Origin of the sequence: Streptomyces sp. YS415 (genome assembly GCF_023544665.1) — a bacterium.
Classification (GTDB): Bacteria; Actinomycetota; Actinomycetes; order Streptomycetales; family Streptomycetaceae; genus Streptomyces.
Genome location: NZ_JAMJFL010000013.1, coordinates 94,654 through 110,608, shown reverse-complemented (window position 1 = coordinate 110,608; position 15,955 = coordinate 94,654). Strand labels below are relative to the sequence as shown.

Sequence of the window (15,955 nt, the reverse complement as noted above, 5' to 3'; positions counted from 1 at the left end):
AAGGAGTTCCCATGAAGACGCTCATCGTCTACGCCCACCCGGAGCCGAAGTCCCTCAACGGCTCCCTGAAGGACCTCGCGGTGTCCACGCTGTCGAGGGCCGGGCACGAGGTACGGGTGAGCGATCTGTACGCGATGAACTGGAAGGCGGTCGTGGACGCCGCGGACTACGGCCCCAACGCCTCGCGTCCGCTGAAGGTCGCCCTGGACTCGGGCCGGGCCTTCGACTCCAGGACACTCACCGCGGACGTACTCGCCGAGCAAGAGAAGCTGCTGTGGGCCGACACGATCATTTTCCAGTTCCCGCTGTGGTGGTACACGATGCCCGCGATCCTCAAGGGCTGGGTGGACCGGGTCTTCACGTACCACTTCGCATACGGCGTCGGCGAGCACAGCGACACCAAGTACGGCGAGCGCTTCGGCGAAGGCACCCTCGCCGGCAGGAGGGCTCTGCTGTCGGTGACCGCGGGCGGCCCGGAGTCGCATTACGCCGCTCGCGGGATCAACGGCCCCATCGACGATCTGCTGTTCCCGATCCAGCACGGCATCCTCTACTTCCCGGGCATCGAGGTGCTGCCGCCGTTCGTGCTGTACGGCGCTGACCGGATGACCGGCGAAGACTATTCGGACGTCGCCAAGGCATTCGAACAGCGCCTGCTCACCCTGGAGTCGACCGAGCCGATCGCATTCCGGCGGCAGAACTTCGGCGACTACGAGATCCCCTCGTTGCGCCTGAAGGAAGGGCTGGAACCGGCGGGTCGCACGGGTTTCGGACTGCACGTGCGCGGCTGACCGACTTCTCTGGAACAGGACGAGCTGAGACCCGCCCCGAGAGCAGTCGGCGGGCCGTGGTGGCAGTGGTGGCCGGCTGCCTGCTCACGTCTGGTCCTTCGCGTCAAGGCCCACCGACCGCCAGGGCCAGCGTCTCCGGTCTGGCTCGACGCCGTCCTGCAGGACGACGTGCCCAGCCTCCACACCATCGATGTCGGCATCGACCGCGACATCAACGCCGTCATCGTCGGAATGGCCCTGCCTTGGAACTCCGGCATCGTCGAAGGCCACGTTGACTGCAGCAAGATGCGCAAGCGCCAGATACTCGCATGACGAAGCCTGCAACGTCGCACCTCAGAGCGAGTTGGGGCGCGAGACCACCATGGAACCCCGGCGTCCGTCCGGCAACACCTTGTTCCCAGCCCGAGTGGTGGGAGCTGGCAGGTCAGGTGAGGTGCCAGGTGGCAGCTGCCGATCTGCGCACCGACACAGTGTGACTCGACGGAGGCGGGCTCCTACGGCGGCGACGGCAGTGCAAGCCCCGCTGTCCCGCTCACCGGCACCGGAGACAGCCAGGCGGTTGGCCTGGCTGTCTCCGGAGGCTTCGCAGGACTGCCGGAATGGGCCACGGCAGCCGCCGGATCGGGTGGTGAGGGGGCGGCTGGGCTTTCGATGCCTCCCGCCAGCCACGTGTGACTGCTGCGTCCTACGACGAGGCGCCCACGATCTCCTCGATGCTCACGCTGTCCCCGGCCGCGGGCTGTTCGGGCTCGACCTTGTCGCCGTAGTTGCTGAAGGTCGTGGACTGCGGGGCGTCGCCGCCTTCCACGACGGACTTGAGGACGTAGGGCTCGCCTTCGGCGGCGACAAACAGAGTGTGTGTCTCGCCGCCGGACTCCTTGGTGAGTTTGACGGCCTCCGTCCCGTCGACCTCGGCGGTGCCGTCCTTCTTCATGCCCTGACGCTCGGACTTGTCCTCGTCCAGTGCGGCGACCAGCTTCTGCTTGTCGCACATGCCGGCCATCTCGTCGTCCTGGCCGGGGACCTTGACCCACTTGCCGGCCGCCTTGTCCACGGCCTTGTCCGATCCCGGCTGACCCTTGAGGCTCGTCTGCCAGTACTTCTCGTCGCCCTTGAGATAGAGAGTCTCGCCCGTCCGTCGCACCTCGGCCTTCGAGCCACCCTGGGTGATGGTCCCCTCGCAGTTGCTCCGGTTGTCCACCGCCATGTCGATGGAGATGCTCTGGCCGGACTCCGCGACCTGACCCTTCATGCGCATGGAAGCGGCATCCCTGGTCGCCTCGACAGCCTTCGCCGCGATCGCATCCGCGCTCTCACCCTCGAACGCTTCCTCGGCGCTGTCGTCCGAGCCGCAGCCAGTCGCGCCCAAGGCGCATATGCCGGCCACTGCCATCATTGCGACCCGCCTGTCTAAACGCATTCTGTGCTCCTCGTCCCTCTATCGGCACATGTGTCGGGCGCGCCGCTCCAGTGGTATCGGCCACGCCATGAACGCGCGCGTACCCCGCCCTTCACACCGAAAGCCTGGAACGTCACATTCCGGAAAATCCTCCGGCACCGTTACGAGAGTGCGGCGCAGGAACGAGCGGCGATGACCATGGAATCGGCGGCTATTGCTGCCCTCCTCGCGCTGGCAGGTAGCTGGCAGACAGGGGCAGCGTTGAGGCAAGCCGATAAGGCTGAACCGTGCAGGGCTGGCAGGTCGTCGGCTTGGACACGCTCGTTCCGTGGGCCCCGCGCGCGGGGTATCGGGAGGGAAATTGACCGAAGGTGTGGTGCTTGGTCGTCGTCGAGGTGCTCGGGGCGGCGGGTGAGCCGGCCGTCAAGACTCGCGCGGACGGACTTGGCGGGGCGGATCGTCGTGGGGAAAGGGTGTGCGGAGCTGGTGCATGTGACGGCGTACGACACCTTCGCCGCCCGCGTATCCGCGGTCACGGAGATCCTCGAACAGCCGGTGGGTGACTGTGCAGCCCTCGGCCCCCTGCCGGCGCAGATGGGGTTTGAACGGATCGAGGATGCTGCGTAGGCCGGCCTACCGCCCGACCAGCAAGCCGTCCGCGGTGGTCGCGTGCGCCAGGCGACGCACGGTGTTGCGGGCCAGACCGAGCCGGCGGGCGATTGTCCGCGGGCCGACACCCTAGGTCGAGCAGGGTGTGGACAGCCGCGTGTATTTCGCGCACCCGATCGGGCAGCCGCCCGGATTGGCGTGATGCAGCAGCCGCGGAAGCTGTTGCTTGCCCGCGAGCATCACACGAGCGCTCACCCCCGCCCCGCGGGTCCGCGGTTGTGAAGCGCTGCGATGGTCCAGCGCCCGGAGCGCGCGGTCACGGTGAGTTCGAAGGCCAGCGACTACCGCCTGTCAGTGTCTTGGGCCTCCACCTGCGCAAGTAGGCGCAGCGTAACGTCGTGGCATCGTCCGGCAGTTGCTCCTCCCGTCGTTCCACTCACCGGGGCCTCCACGGGCGTCGACAGCCGCCGCTGCCGCTCGTTCAAGAATCGGAAGCAACCGCCTTAATTCCATAGCGAGTTGATTACGGGTCGCGTCAGGGATGCGCATACCGCGCCAACGACTCTCAGGTCGGGAGGCAACACCTTGATCCCCTGCAAGCTCTGAGCCCAGGATCTTTCGGGCGACACAGCAAAGCAGGGTTCCTTCCCGCCAGCTGCGGCAAGGAACCCTGCTCTTGTGTACGTCATGCCTGCTGAGCAGCCAGTCGTTTTGCGGCCTTACGACGCTGCGGCTGAAGTGGGTCTACGAGAACCCCGGAACCCTTCCCTGGCGTGTAGTTCCACTCTCTGATCTTTTGAGCGACCTGGATCAGACGCGCATCGCCCGGCGGCACATCGATGTAGAAGAGAGACTCGTCCGGATTCCGGTCGTCTCCGCCCCAACGCACCACGCCCTCACACTCGGCGAGAATGTCCCTGATGACCAACTCTTCCATCGGGTAGAAACCTCCCCGCGCGCCCGAAGGGTAGGAGCCCGGTCGGATCTGGACGGCTGTACCGGACGCGAGGTTGGACTCGCCAAGTCCCTTGCGAACGGATCCCGGCTTACGCCAGCCGCTCACGTCGCCCTTGCGGAGGCTGTCAATCTCATAGTGGAAGCGGCTGATGACATGTACGAGGACGGTTTCTACCTCGGCCATCCGCATTTGGACATCCGCGATGGGGACTCCGGGCACGGGTCTGCCGTAAACGCTGCCGTGATTGTCCGCGACTTTCTCCATCTCCCAGCCATTTTTTGATGGAATGCCAGACTGTACACGTTTGTTGCGCTCCTGCGCCTTGCGGACTGACTCGCGCAACTTGTCCAGGTCGGGATCCCTGTTGGCCGCGCCGGCAGGAAGGGACAGTACCTGCGAGCCGACTGCCGCACCGACGGCTACGGCAGAGAAGCGCCGCAGTATGGTCCGACGGGAAGGGGATTCTGTCACTTCGTTATCTCCTTACGCTGGCTGTGCGAGCGTGTGATGGCTGTCAGAACAGCCGCGGAAACACTCAAAATGGCCGCTGCAGGGTTCACGTATCCGGGCACAACGGCGTCGTAGGTTTGCCCACCCGCTACTCGGCACGTGAAGCGCAGCGGGACGAACGAATACTCGTACCCCTCAACGGACTTGACCTGCTCTCGCGTCAACCGCTCCGCGCACTCCTGTGCTTGCGAACTTTCGTCCAGCAGCATCAGATGCAGAGCACCCCAGGTGTACACCCCTACAGCGCACATCCACGTCAGGGCAGCGGAAGCCCTGAGCAGAGCCAGGAGGGTTCGATGCCTGCCGGCGCGCGTCAACAGGACGGCTGCACGGATGGCCAGCCACACCGTGGCGACCATGCCGCCAAGGCCGAGAGCGAGCACGAGCAGGATGTACACATCGTTCGAGGCATCAATCATGCGAGGAGCCTGTCAGACGTTACGAGAGATTGCGTTGTACTTCTCGAGTATTTGGTAGAGCGCCATCCGCTGCCTCGCATGTTCGGCCGCCACCGAATCCTCTCCCCCTTGGTAACGGCGCAAGACCTGATAAATCTCGGTCTCCTTGTAGTAGTAGCCGATATTGCGGAGGGGCGCTTCCTCCAGGAGGCCGCCAGGTGCTCCGGCAGCGTTCCAGATATGAATGAGGGGCACCGTGGATATCGCAAATTGATCGTCTGTGCCGCAATCTTCCCAGATGTTGTATTTGTCTTCATCGGTGGCGGGATCGTGGATGGTTCCCTCCGCGTATCCGTTACGGATCGCATAGTTCCACGCCGTGATGGCCGTCCTCCCGAAGATCTGACATATACCCGTGGAGCTGTCTCTGAAGCTGCCTGTCGCATTGAACTCTGCCCGCACTTCCAGGTCTACGCTCACATCGACAGCGTCGATGTGCCTCATTTCCCAATACGCACTCGCCTGGATGAGAGCTTTGCGCATGTTGTGACGGTAGGCGAGTATCGTGATTGCGGGATCGTATTCGACCATGAACGTGTTGAAGCATGTTTCATGCGTATGCGATCTGAATCCGCCATCATTCGGGAATCCGATCGACTCCATGTACTTGCCGACGTCGGTCCGCATGGCCCCGATGACATTCGGATCGAGTCGGGTGTCGGGGAGCGGGGCGCGGGGGGCGTTGAAGGACCCTTGGCCGGTGTCTCGGCCGGACGCTATATTGATGTCGATGTTGATGGAACCATCGCCTGAGCCTACTGTGCGAGTGACTATTTGATCGTAGGCCCAGTTTTCAGGCAGCGGGTATCCGAAGTTTCCGGAGAACCCTGATGACATGTCGGAGACAAACGATGCGCTAGCGTGGCCGGCTTCGGAAACACGAGTGCATACGTTGCGCGGTCCGTAGACTCCGATTTCGAACCGACTCCCATCATCGGCGATGGCGTCCTGAATACCTTTGAAATGCGGCAAGACGTTTCTGGTGACGTCCTCGTCCAGGGCGTCGAAGTCTACTGCGAAGAAGATTCGGGTTCCTGCTTTGAAGCCGTGGTCCAGTGCGGCATTGATCGCAGCCTGCCCAGCCGCGCGCCCCTGCGGATAGGTGAAGCCGTCGGCGTCACGGCCGAAGGTTTGGTAGATAGGGAAACAGCGCAGTCCGTTGTCGGCGATGGTCTGGAGTTCGCCGGCCTGGATCTCCTTTTGTGGCAGCTTGGTGTCATTGGGCACGGGGTTGGTCAGATACCGGCCGATGTATTTGATTCCTTGGGCCTTCAGAGTGGCCGCACGCGCATTGGTGATGAGGGTGACCCCATCGCAGGCCTCGCCGTTCCTGGACTGATCGCCATAGGAAACGAGCAGAGACGCCCAGGTTGAGAAATTGCCCGTACCGGTAACGGGGAGTTTCACGAACGACTGGAAGCGAGAAACTTCAAGGGCAAGACCATCAGTAAACGTGGAGGTGAAAGCTGCAGGCCTTTGATTCAGTACCATGCCGGCGCTGAACAACTTTACCCAAGGCCCCGAGCTGCCAAGTGAAACGGTATGGCTCTTGAGGCCGCTTTGCGTTCCTGGCCCAAATACTCCGTTTGCGGTGCCGTCGGCCATGCCAAGCTCGTACTGAACAGCGAAGAGCATCGACTTGGCAACGTCTCGCGAGTGGTGTCCGTCTGCGGGAATGATGTTGAAGTCTCTGCGCAGTGCGTAAGATCCGTTTAGCCACCGCTGGACGGCTGTGATGGTATCCGAGCCCCCGTTGACAGGGCGGTACGCATCCATGTTGAGCAACCCTTTGAATACCTTGGGCTCCAGGTTGCCGCCTGGCCAAGTAAAGTCGACGCCCATTTCCCTCTTCATGAGCGCGACTGATGAGTGGACGCGCGAATTGTAGACGCCATCCATCGAGCCTCCGTCGTACCCCTTGCAGTACAAGGCCGACTGGATGATCTTGGCGAAATTCTGGGAGGGCACGGTGCCGCTATTGAGCACCGGATACTTCGAGGTGAGCGTGGTCAGGGTGGTAGGGCCAAAGGTGTCAGACAGACTCGTAATCCCGAGCTCGTACTGGAGGGCGCGAGTCAACGCAAACATGGTCGGCCAACCAGTCACCCCGGTCTCCGGGAGGCGATCAATTCCGAGCTTTCCGCCGTAAACTCCGTTGATGAATGCTTGAGCTTGACGCACCATCTCGTCAGCCATGGTGATCCTTTCATGCAGAAACACTGGGTGCGCACCCAGTTGCCTCAATCGCTGGTTTCGATCGAGCTTCGCGGCCGTAAAGACATGGCTTCGCTCTCGATCCGGTTCATGACTACAGGTAAGGAGAGGTAGGTCAGCCGAATTTGCGCCTCATGTGGCAGCGCATTTATGTGACTGTTGTCAGGGGGTGCGAGCGAAATAGGTAGTCATCAGCGCGCGCCCCTGTCGGACCGCTTGAAATCTGCCACCTGTGACGAGCCGCGTTGTCAGTCCAGCCGGTGACGAGTTCGATGCCGTACGCGATGTTGGAGTGACTAGATGATCGATGGTTCCGCGCATCGGCGTGTCCCCCCGGACAAGCGCTTGACTGTGAACCCCAATGCCGACAAGTCCCGGCTGCTGGTACGCATCCCCATAGGTCTCCGGGCCCCACACCTTGTGGTGATCAAGAAGCTAGAGCACGGAAGTGTCCTTGGGGAAGGGTTTAGACCAATGCGAGTGCATGCAGCATCGAGTGCCGCACCCTGCGCTCACGCAGCGTGGCGCCAGTAGCACCTAAAGGGGGTGAAACTGCCGGGATTTGGGTCTATGCGTCACCTCTGAGGTGGCAGTGGCGATTATCAGCCACTTGAGCGCGCATGCGAACTCTCGCAGCCATCCCAAGGGGCATCAGGGCGCTGTGTCGTAACTTGCGTGCTGACTAGGCCAGTTGGCTTGGATGGTTGCCTTGAGGCGCATCACTCCGGCGCGAAGTTGATTTTCGGTCAGCCCGTGCAGCCCTGGGTAAGGGCTTGCTGCGTGGCCATCTGAAGCACAGTCACCAACCGTGTTGCTGTGGCCTTGCTCACATCCCCTGAAGTTTTGCGTCCGCTGGGCGGACTCTTGCTCTTCCTGACGGTGCATTGATGGCTGAAGCGGTGAGGTGCAGGGGGTCGAGTGGATGCACAAGCGCTCCGCGTAAGGGGGTGACCGCTATCGCTTCGGCTGGTCGATGTCGACGGCCGTCGCCCAGCGCAGCCCGGCTTGGCTCATCGGCCAATCCGTCCAGCCGCTCGCCCCGGCCAGGAAGCCAACCCATGTACCTACGTCGCAGGCGACCGCATCAAAACGCCGACCCCACCGGCCTTTGCGCAGTGGCGAGCGAGAGGCCGATCGCAGCGTCGTCGGATCGGCCCTCATGCCAAGGCTCGGAGCATGAGGAACCCGCGAGCGCCCTCGCGCTACCACGTGAGGCGCTGGGTGACCTCACATGCGTTCTGGCCGTCGGCCACCGAGGCACAGACGTGGGGGGACTCCGACACGGTAGACGACGGCTGAAGCCGGAAAAGGTTGTGCACATCTTCGATGTCGCTACAGGCACGGAATGATCACGAGATCGATCTCAAAGCGACTGAATCGCCCGTCTCTCCAGTAACTGGACTTGACCCCAGGCTAGTTGGGGCGTGCGATGGTCTGGACCTGTTCGCTCCAGGGCGTCATCGACCCGATCGGGTCACGTCCATGGAGTCTCCGGCGGCACCGTCATCGACGTGACGTCGCCTTCGCGACGCCGAAGCGCAGCCCGGTACCGGTAATGCCGTCCCTCCCGCATGGTCCACCCGCCACGTCCGCTTCGCGCGGACTTCATCGCACATCACTTCTGAAAGACGGGGATCCAGAATTGATCACCACGAGACAGGGCTTGAGCGCGGCCGTACTCATACTGGCGCTCACCGGCTGTGGGACGCAGCAGTCCGACGGCCCTACCACCGTCGAGGCGTCCACCGGGAACGCGGCCGCAGGGCAGACGGCCGAACGCATCGCCCTGGACGCTCTTCCGGCGGCCCCTACGAAAGGGCTGGCGAAAGGGCTGACGCTGCCGCTGGACGAGTACACCTACAGCGCCAAGGACCGGTACATCTGGCAGGTGGCCGTCCAGCAGCAGTGGCGCACGTGCATGAGTGGCTACGGATTCACCGACTTCGCGCCGCCGGCCCCCAGCGCCGACATCGTCACCGCGCAGGCTGAGTCGGACATGGGACGCCGCTACGGTGTCACCGACGCCGCAGACGCGCAGAGGAACGGCTACCACCTGGTGGAGTCGGCGGCCGAGTCTCCGCACTGGGAGCCGGCGCCCGGAGCCGAGACCGCTGTGTTCACCGGTTCGGGCCCCGAACTCAGTGACGGTAGTTACAACGGCAAGGCCGTCCCCGAAGGCGGTTGCCGTGGCGAGGCCGCCCGAGCCTTCCCCCTGCCGCAGTCCACGGAGGCCGAAGAGGCCGAGGTTCAGACGTTCGAGCAGTCCCGTGACGACTCCCGCGTCGTGGCGGCGGTGGCGGCATGGTCGTCGTGCATGAGCACGAAGGGATACCAGGTCAAGCACCCCTTCGACGCACCCGACCTCGTAGGGGAATCGATCTCTGCTGCTGAACCCTCCGCTGAGGAAATCGCCCTGGCCTCCGCTGACATCGCCTGCAAGAAGACGAGCAGTCTCGTCAGCACGTGGCACAAGGTGGAGCAGGAGAAGCAGGAGACAAAAATCTCCCAGCGGCAGAGCGTGCTCACTACGAACAAGAAGGCAAGGGACGCGGCAGTCGCCAAGGCAGTAACCGCGTACGAAGAGGGAGCGAAGTAGATGAGAGCGGGCTTCTTCAAGAGAGTGGCGGTCGCTGTCGGTGCGTTTGCCGCAGTCGTGAGCTTCGCGGCTCCCGCCTCCGCCGCCACATCCTACGCGGCGGATGAGTGCACATCGAGCGGGAATGCCTACTGCTTCGTCATCCACTACAACAGCCGCAGTGCCACGAGCAACTACTCGGCCAGCTCCTGTTTCGTCGCCAACCGGAGCATCCCCGACTACTACGGGTACTCGCCCAACGGTGCCATTCTGGTTCGGTTTGTTTTCGACTACGGCTTGATCTCGGGGAACTACAACACTTGCCGCCTGGGCAACAGCGGTGAAGGGCTGGAGGTGAAGAACAACGCCGCCTCCGCCTCGAACGGTGAGTGCGTGGCGAGTTACCGTGTGTACTACAGCTCCGGATACCAGGGCGTGAACCAGACCTTCTCGCCCACGTGTGGCGACTACTGGCCCTCGGAGAATCTCTCCGCGACCCTGAAGAACGAGAACGCCTCGGCGAAGCGTCTCTGAGCCCTCAGGTTCGCCGGGACCCCGAAGTGCCAATAGGGGTCCCGGCATCTCACGTGGGTCGCGGGGGTGGGCACCCTGCTGTGATTCCGGGCTTCGTAGTTGTTGTGGTGTCGGTGATGGTGCCCGGCAGCACCTGCGCTCCCGGCGCCTGCGAGATGGTCCCAAGACGCATGTGCGAGGCCCTCCGACGTCAGCTGTGAGGCTGAGAGGCTCACAGCCACTCATTTCGATAGCCTCATCACCTTCCACAGCGACCGGTCGGGGCGGACGGACGCGCGACGCGATGGCGACCGGGGTGTGCGGGCTCGCAGATGCGGTGCGGCAGGGTACAGAGCTGCTGCCACGGAAGCCGCCGGCGGCTTGGTTCTCGGAACGCCCTCTCCACGAGCCCTTGAGAACTGCCACGTGGGTTATGCGGCCGTCACCGCGCTCGCGCGCCTGCTTCGGCTGTGACAGCACGCCGTGCAGGCAAATGACGGTCGATCCACCGCAGGGCCAGCGCGAGCGCAGCGCCGATCGCCAACACCACGGCGACGTTCCGCAACGCCCCCGGGTAACCGACAGCACCGATATCGATGAAGGGGTACGGGTACCAGCCTGTGATCGCGCCGTGCACCAGGGTGTATCCGATCCACGCCAGCGGCCAGGCGAACGACCATGCGAGCGTGCGCCGGTCCGTCTGCCCGCGCGGGCCGAAGACCAGCCAGCCCAGGAACGTCGCCGGCGGTGCCACATAGTGGAACGCGATCGTGCACCAGAGGGCGGCACCCGAGAGGTGCACCTTGGAAGCCAGCACGGTCACGAACACCAGCCCCGTGATCAGGATGGCGAGCAGCGACGTCAGCCGCAGCACGCGCCACATCCGCCCGTCCCGGCCGGGACCGAGCACCAGTCCCACGCACGCCATCGCGACCAGCACATTCGAATCCACCGTGAAGAACGAGAGCATCCGCGCCAGGCGCGAGCCGACACTGGACTGCGGGTCCACGGCGCCTGAGTTGGCGTCCGCTTCCCCCAGGACCAGGAGAACGATCTGTGTCGTCAGTGCCGCGAGGATCACCGCGGCCAGCGCGCCATGCCAGAGTCTCGACGCCGTCAGGTACCCAGAGCCCGTAACGCAGCCCGCACGGGATGAAGCCCCACAGAGACCGTCTACTCCGATTTGCCCCTTTGGTTCCATCACGCAAGTACACCACCATCCAAGCCTGCGGCTGCTGCATCGGTGGCTGGACGGTTGCTGCCTGCGGGGGACCGGCGGTAGGCACGCCCGAACCGACCTTTGCCCGTTCACACAGGTCAGCCCCCGGCGGGCAAGCCCGATCCGGAGGCCGGCAGCCGCGGAAGGGTTCAGGCGCGTGAGCGGGCGCGGTGGTCATCCGTGGTGGACCGGGCGCGGGAGATCGTGAAGGGGTACGGGCCGATGCAAGTCACCTTGCGCCGGGTCATGTACCGCCTGGTCTCCGAGGGAGCGCTGCCGCACGCGCGCCGACGTACCGAGGTCCTGACCTCAATGCCTGGGATCGCAGTCAGGACCGCCGCAACACTCCTGGGCACCGTCGGCGACACCACAGCTTCCCCACCGCCGACGCGCACACAGCTCTCCGCGGGACAAACGGATCATTTCCCGACGCTCCGCGACGGCACCTTCCACGAACCCGGGCCTCCAGGCCTTGTTGACGGAAAGCAGGCGGGCTCACAGGCCTTTTCGCTTCAGGACGCCCATCATCTCGTGGCGGCGGATCGATCCGTCGGCTCCTTCCTCGTCCCAGGCTTGTGGTTGGCGGCCGTGTGCGACGTAGCCCAGGGGTTCGTACAAAGCGCGCGCCCGGTGGTTGTCCTCCTCCACGGCGAGTTCGGCGCTGTGCAGGCCGCGCCGACGGATGCGTTGTTCGGCGGCGCGGACGAGGAACGTTCCCAGGCCGCAGGACTGCAGCGCGGGCAGCACGGCGAGCTGCCGCAAAGTTCCGGTCTTCTCGCGGACCTGGTAGTCGATGCCGCCGATCGCCACCGGCAGGTCCACGGAAGTGCACACGGCCAGGTAGTCGACCTCGCCCGTCGCAGCTCGTACCAGCTCCCGCTCTACGTGGCGTAGGTGGGTGGCCGAGCCGGACCCCTTCTCATGGGTGCAGGTTGGCTGGAGAGTTCGCGGCTCAGCCGATCGTGAAGGTTGCCGTCTTGTCGGCGAAGGCGGTGGCGCCGTTTCTGGCCGTGGCGAGGGTGGCGAGGTGCCAGCGGCCGTCTACGGATTCGGCGGCCTCGGCGGCGGTCACCGTGACCTTGTAGGTGCAGTGGGCGGTGTCCTCACCTGCGGGCTTGCACGTCGCCGACTCCGCGGCGACCAGGTCCTTCTCGGTCAGCCCCTTCTTCGCGAAGGGGCCCTCAGCAGGCCAGGCCAGCACCTTGAGACTCTTGACGCCGGAGGACGCCGTGACGTCGGCGGTGAAGGTGAGGGAGCCCTCGCGGTCCTCGGTGGGGGCGGTGTATCGGGCGTTGCTGTTTTCCAGGGCGGGCGGCTGCTCCCCGGCGTGGGCCAGCGCGAACGCTCCGGCGCCACCGAAGACGACGAGGGCGGCGGCCGAGCCCAGCATGATGCCTCGAGACATGACAGTTCTCCCCGTGATGGTGTCGATGTGAGCGGCGCCTTTGGCTGTGCCGCTCACATCAATGATCACCGCGCTGGGCAGTCCCGGCCGTGAGTACGCATACTCATCTGTGGCTGGGCACTTGGGACACCGGCTGTGCCCCTTCGTGCCATGCGCCCGTGTGCCGACTTTGCTCGGCCGACTACCCGGGCCGGAGGGACAACGAAGGGGGCCACAAGAACGCGCATCCGGCGCTCACAAGCGGCTGCTCGTCCGTCGCGAAGGCCTGCCCGAAGACACTGTTCAGGCCATCATCGAATCCGACCAGCAAGGCGCAAGATTGCGGCACCCGTTCCTGACAGCAGTGCGCTCACTGCCCGGGATCCGAGGCGATCTTGACCGGCGCGATGGATCATCAGTCGGCGAGCCAGAACCCCACCGACGACTGCCCCTTGAACTGGAGGTAGTAGTCGGCTCCCACGACAGAGTTGCTGAACACGACGGTCCACTGGTTCGCCGGCGCGTTGTGCCAGGCGTGACACTTGTTGCGTGTGCACACCCGTACGTCGCGGGTGGAGTTGAGCTTGACGTTGATGTCGTTGCAGTAGCCCTGCACCGACGTGTAGTTGCCCCGGCTGGGCCAGTAGGCGTTGGTCCCGGCGGTGCCGGGGTAGGCGTTGAGGTAGGAGGCGCTTCCGTAGCAGCTCGCGGCGGTCGAGGTGGTCGGGTTGGTCGAGGCCTGGGCCTGAGTGGGCAGGGCGGCACAGGCCGCTGCGACGGCTAAAGCAGCTCCGAAGCGTGCGAATTTCCTCATGGTTCCCCCAGTTTCATGGTCCGCTGTCACGGCGGTCGCGCATGACAGGTTTGCGTTGCGTCGTGATACTTGCGGAGGCGAGTGGCGGGGGTCTTGGAAAAAAGCGTGATCCCGGGGGAGTGGTCGGCCATGGCTGCGGTCCGGTCGGTGAGACGGGCTGTGGCCGGGGGCGGTACGCGGGCGCGTTCCCTCACTTCAGGGTGTGGAGGGTGGCGCGCCGGCCGGTCGCCGGGGCGTGGGGGCCTGGTGACGCCGACTTGGTGCCCGTCGCTCAGGGGCCGAGGCCTGCCGCGTAGAACAGAGGTCTGCACGCCGTCGGAGCCGGCAGACCGGCAGCGCATTCAACCGTCGCCGAGTGGACCCTCCGCCGCCCGGAGACTCTCTCCGAGAATGAGCAGCTCCAGCTCAGGATGTTGCGGCTGAGGAAGCGCCGCAACGCTTTCCCACACCGTCCGATTGACGACGAGCTCGTCCCAAGGCGTGCACGCTTGCGGCCCGGCACAGCGCGCCGGACAGCAGATCCTGGAAGTCGGTGCAAAATTCCGTTGCTCAATGGTCAAGAGTCGTTGACCATTACTCCCATGCCTACCGACGATCTTCCCGAGACGCTGCACGTCACCACCGACGAGCAGCTGCGCGCCGTCTCCAATCTCACGCGCCACCGGATCATGGCCGTGCTCCGCTTCGAGCCGGCGACGATTACGCAGATCGCCGAGCGGGTGGGCCTCGCGAAGGGGAGTTCGAGCTATCACGTGCGGCTGCTGGAGCGGGCCGGCCTGGTGAAGGTGGTACGGACACGGAAGGTGAGGGGGGTCACCGAGCGCTATTACGCGATGGCCGCGCGTTCGCTCGCGCTGCCGGATCCGGGCGAGGGAGGGCCGGATGTCCTGATGCGACATGCGGTAGCCGACCTGGAGGCGTCGCCGGCTGACCGGGAGCGGCACGTGCGGATGGCGCATCTGCGGCTCACCGAGGAGCAGTTCGCGGAGCTGGGGGCGCGGCTGCAGGCACTGGCCGACGAGTACCGGGAGCTGTCCGATCCGTCACTGCCGGACGCGTCACTCGTCTTCGCTCTGTTCCACCCGGTATCGCGCGGGCCGGCCGAAGGGGGCGCCAAGTGACCGCAGGTATACGGCAGTTGCCGACCGGGTTCGGGCGGCTGTGGACTGCGCAGACGGTGTCCTCGCTCGGTGACGGTGTGTCGCATGCCGCGCTGCCACTGCTCGCCTTGACGTTGACGCGGGATCCGATGGCGCTCGCCGCCATCACGGCCGCCGGGACGCTGCCCTGGCTGCTCTTCGGGGTGCTCGGCGGTGCGCTGGTGGATCGCTGGGACCGTCGGCGCGTGATGTGGATCGCGGACGCGGCGCGTGCGGTGCTGCTCGCGATAGCGGCAGCAGCGGCCGTACTCGACGTGCTCAGCATTTCACTGCTCGCGGCCGTCGCCTTCCTGCTCGGCCTCGGCGGACTCTTCTTCGATACGGCCGCCACGGCCTATCTGCCGGATCTGCTCGGCCGCGACCCCGCACTCTTGGAGCGAGCCAACTCTCGCTTGCGCGGAGCCCAGACCGCCATGTCCGGCTTCGCGGGACCGCCTGCGGGCAGTGCGCTGCTCGCACTCGGACGGACCGTTCCGCTGCTCGCCGACGCGGTGTCGTTCCTGGTCTCAGCGCTGCTCGTCCGTACGCTGCCGACCATGCCCCGGCCCGTTCCGAAGGTCCGCGAGTCGCTGCTTCGGCAGGCGCGGGCCGGAGCCTCGTACGTCTTCCGGGACCGGGTGCTGCTCGGGCTGGCCCTCCGCCCGGCGGTCGGGAATGTCGCCTTCCTTGCTGTGGAGACCGTTCTTGCCCTCTTCGCGCACGAGCGCCTGGGAATTGACACATACGGCTTCGGCCTGCTCCTCACAGCGGAGGCCACAGGCGGCCTGCTCGGTGCAGGCATCGCCTCCTACCTCGGCCGACGACTCGGCACCGGCACCGCACTGACCTGCACAGCCGCCGTCGAAGGGCTTGCCATCCTGGGCCTGGCCGCTGCCCCGAACCCGTACGTCGCCGGGCTGGCGCTCGCCATCTGCGGGGCCGGCATGGGCGCCACGATGGTGCTCGCGCCCTCCCTCCGACAGGCGATCGTTCCCGCCCCCCTGATGGGCCGGGTCGCCTCCACCTCCCGCATGCTGGCTATGTGCGCCGCCCCCATCGGGGCCTTCCTCGGCGGCTGGCTCGCCACCACCTACGACATCCGCACCCCGCTCTACGCCGCCGCCGGCCTCCTCCTGGCGATGACGGCCGTCACAGCATCCATGACCAGCAACCGCCGGGTCGAAGCGGCGCTGCGTGCCGCCGCCCCGGCTGGCGGTCCGGATCACCCGGCATCCAAGGATCCCGCCCAGGAGAATGCATCCGACTTGTTGTGACGCCTGCCGTGAAGGCGTCACAACAAGTCGGGAGCCAGACCCCCGCGAGGCCTGACGAGTGGCTGGGCCGGTCGGCGGTGCTGGCCGTCCATCCACGT

Annotated in this window: 14 protein-coding genes and 1 pseudogene; 6 read left to right on the top strand and 9 right to left on the bottom strand. The window is 65.2% G+C overall.

From position 1 onward, the window contains the following. The first annotated feature begins 11 nt into the window (after positions 1–11). Positions 12–791, top strand: a complete 780-nt coding sequence (locus M8H82_RS18640; RefSeq protein ID WP_250075486.1) for an NAD(P)H-dependent oxidoreductase — start codon at positions 12–14, stop codon at positions 789–791. A gap of 168 nt (positions 792–959) precedes the next feature. Then, positions 960–1,103 carry a hypothetical protein gene (locus tag M8H82_RS18635; protein ID WP_250075484.1) on the top strand — a complete coding sequence of 48 codons (144 nt, stop codon included), beginning with the start codon at positions 960–962 and terminating at the stop codon, positions 1,101–1,103. 373 nt (positions 1,104–1,476) lie between these two features. On the opposite strand, the gene M8H82_RS18630 is transcribed toward M8H82_RS18635, so the two are convergent. From M8H82_RS18630 to M8H82_RS18615, 5 genes are all read right to left on the bottom strand, one after another. Beyond that, positions 1,477–2,049 (bottom strand): hypothetical protein, encoded by a 573-nt coding sequence (locus tag M8H82_RS18630; RefSeq protein WP_250075482.1) that lies wholly within the window; start codon positions 2,047–2,049, stop codon positions 1,477–1,479. A gap of 774 nt (positions 2,050–2,823) precedes the next feature. Beyond that, a complete protein-coding gene (locus M8H82_RS36810) occupies positions 2,824–2,910 on the bottom strand; it encodes a hypothetical protein (protein ID WP_374211678.1) in 87 nt (28 codons plus the stop codon). A 574-nt stretch (positions 2,911–3,484) separates the two neighbouring features. After that, positions 3,485–4,228, bottom strand: coding sequence for a hypothetical protein (locus tag M8H82_RS18625; RefSeq protein ID WP_250075480.1), 744 nt, complete (start codon positions 4,226–4,228; stop codon positions 3,485–3,487). Beyond that, positions 4,225–4,686 (bottom strand): hypothetical protein, encoded by a 462-nt coding sequence (locus M8H82_RS18620; RefSeq protein WP_250075478.1) that lies wholly within the window; start codon positions 4,684–4,686, stop codon positions 4,225–4,227. Before M8H82_RS18620 ends, M8H82_RS18625 begins: the two co-directional genes overlap by 4 nt. Before the next feature lie 12 nt (positions 4,687–4,698). After that, positions 4,699–6,921: a glycoside hydrolase domain-containing protein gene (locus M8H82_RS18615; RefSeq protein WP_250075476.1), complete on the bottom strand. Its 2,223-nt coding sequence runs from the start codon at positions 6,919–6,921 to the stop codon at positions 4,699–4,701. Positions 6,922–8,581: 1,660 nt separating this feature from the next. Here M8H82_RS18615 and M8H82_RS18610 point away from each other — a divergent pair. Continuing rightward, on the top strand, positions 8,582–9,535 hold the full coding sequence (locus M8H82_RS18610; protein WP_250075475.1) for a hypothetical protein: 954 nt from the start codon (positions 8,582–8,584) through the stop codon (positions 9,533–9,535). Further along, positions 9,536–10,048 (top strand): hypothetical protein, encoded by a 513-nt coding sequence (locus M8H82_RS18605; protein WP_250075473.1) that lies wholly within the window; start codon positions 9,536–9,538, stop codon positions 10,046–10,048. Positions 10,049–10,469: 421 nt separating this feature from the next. Here the strand turns inward: M8H82_RS18605 and M8H82_RS18600 are convergent, their stop codons facing one another. The 4 genes and pseudogenes from M8H82_RS18600 to M8H82_RS18580 form a co-directional block, all read right to left on the bottom strand. Next, on the bottom strand, positions 10,470–11,108 hold the full coding sequence (locus M8H82_RS18600) for a Pr6Pr family membrane protein (RefSeq protein WP_250075471.1): 639 nt from the start codon (positions 11,106–11,108) through the stop codon (positions 10,470–10,472). A 633-nt stretch (positions 11,109–11,741) separates the two neighbouring features. Next, positions 11,742–12,182, bottom strand: a pseudogene (locus tag M8H82_RS18590) (GNAT family N-acetyltransferase); the annotation flags it as partial. Positions 12,183–12,198: 16 nt separating this feature from the next. Continuing rightward, a complete protein-coding gene (locus tag M8H82_RS18585; RefSeq protein WP_250075469.1) occupies positions 12,199–12,651 on the bottom strand; it encodes a DUF5707 domain-containing protein in 453 nt (150 codons plus the stop codon). A gap of 394 nt (positions 12,652–13,045) precedes the next feature. Then, positions 13,046–13,444, bottom strand: a complete 399-nt coding sequence (locus tag M8H82_RS18580) for a hypothetical protein (RefSeq protein WP_250075467.1) — start codon at positions 13,442–13,444, stop codon at positions 13,046–13,048. 581 nt (positions 13,445–14,025) lie between these two features. Between M8H82_RS18580 and M8H82_RS18575 the strand changes: the two genes are divergently transcribed. Both M8H82_RS18575 and M8H82_RS18570 read left to right on the top strand, forming a co-directional pair. Beyond that, the gene (locus M8H82_RS18575) at positions 14,026–14,565 is read left to right on the top strand and encodes a transcriptional regulator (protein WP_250075465.1); all 540 of its coding nucleotides are present in this window, start codon (positions 14,026–14,028) and stop codon (positions 14,563–14,565) included. A gap of 17 nt (positions 14,566–14,582) precedes the next feature. Beyond that, positions 14,583–15,857, top strand: a complete 1,275-nt coding sequence (locus tag M8H82_RS18570; protein WP_284049067.1) for an MFS transporter — start codon at positions 14,583–14,585, stop codon at positions 15,855–15,857. The last annotated feature ends 98 nt before the right edge of the window (positions 15,858–15,955 follow it).